The sequence below is a fragment of the Polaromonas sp. P1_E3 genome (genome assembly GCF_056405935.1).
In genome coordinates this window covers 1-1,339 of the sequence record NZ_JBFUBD010000587.1, presented here as the reverse complement: position 1 = coordinate 1,339, position 1,339 = coordinate 1, and the positions used below count along the sequence as shown (strand labels likewise).

Here is a 1,339-nt window from a genome sequence, read left to right as displayed (position 1 = left end):
CTTCGCCATTCCCAGCCAGCTCAAGGCCTGGATCGACCGCATCGCGCAAGTCGGCCGCACCTTCAAGTACACCGACAAAGGCCCCGTGGGCCTGGCCGGCGGCAAGACGGTGATCGTGGCATCCGCACGCGGCGGTGTTTATTCGACCAGCGACGCCATGACGGCGATGGAACACCAGGAAAGCTACCTGAAAGTGGTGTTCGGCTTCTTCGGCATCACCGACGTGCGTTTTGTGCGCGCCGAAGGCCTGGCCATGGGCGAAGCCGCCAAGGCTGCCGCACTGGCCGCCGCGCAGATTGAAATCGTGACCCACACGCAAAAGCCTGCCAACCAGGAAAAAGCCGCACTGGCCGCCTGAGTTGCCGACGGCCGGCGCTACGCCATAGCGCCTCCCCCAACAAAGCCCGCAGCCGCGGGCTTTTTTTGTCTGCCACTGCCAATGCAACAGACCAGACCTAAAAGTAATTAGCAAACGACAAATAGGTTGTTGGTTTTCAGCCGTCGCCCCCCTACAGTCTTCGGCTGGCCGGCAGAGCCGGATGCAGCCAGGAAGTAAAGATGAAAGGTGAAGATGACAGCGACTTTGGCCCCCGGTGATCGCGCAAATGCGGCAGCAACCGCGCAGCACGAACCCCTCACCCATTCCTCCATCGAGATCCGGCCTTTTGACGCCCCGCTGGGCGCTGAAGTGCTGGGCATGGACCTGTCCAGGCCGCTCACCACGGCGGAATTCAGCCGCATCCACCGCGCGCATCTGGACCACCACGTGCTGGTCTTTCGCGACCAGCGCATCACGCCACAGCAGCACGTTGACTTCAGCCGCCGTTTCGGGCCGCTGCAGATCCACGTGCTGAAAAACTTCCAGCTGCAAAACCACCCTGAAATCCTGATCGTCTCGAACATCAAGGAAAACGGCGAACCCATAGGCCTGGGCGACGCCGGCCATTTCTGGCACTCTGACCTGTCTTACAAAGACAAACCCAGCCTGGGCTCATTGCTGCATGCGCAGGAGCTGCCCTCTGAAGGGGGCGACACCCTGTTCGCGAACCAGCACACCGCCTGGGACACCTTGCCCGCAGCGCTGAAGACGGCCGTCGAGGGCCTGCGCGCCGAACACACCTACCTCGCCAAATACGAAGAGCTGCGCAGCCGCAACCCCTGGCGGCCCAAGCTCACGCAGGAACAGGTGGAAGAGGTCAAGCCGGTGGTCCACCCCGTGGTGCGCACCCACCCCGAGAACGGCCGCAAGGCGCTTTTTGTCAGCGAGCATTTCACCACCCGCATCCTGGACATACCGGAAGACGAAAGCCTGGCCCTGCTCAGCGAACTGTTCGAGCAC

General features: G+C 62.2%; 2 protein-coding genes. Both read left to right on the top strand.

Annotated elements, in window-relative coordinates; all coding sequences use genetic code 11:
* On the top strand, positions 1–358 hold a 358-nt coding region (locus AC1D0Z_RS21945), incomplete at its 5' end, for an FMN-dependent NADH-azoreductase (protein WP_477660265.1).
* 213 nt (positions 359–571) lie between these two features.
* The coding region (locus AC1D0Z_RS21940; RefSeq protein WP_477660264.1) for a TauD/TfdA dioxygenase family protein at positions 572–1,339 on the top strand (768 nt) is incomplete at its 3' end.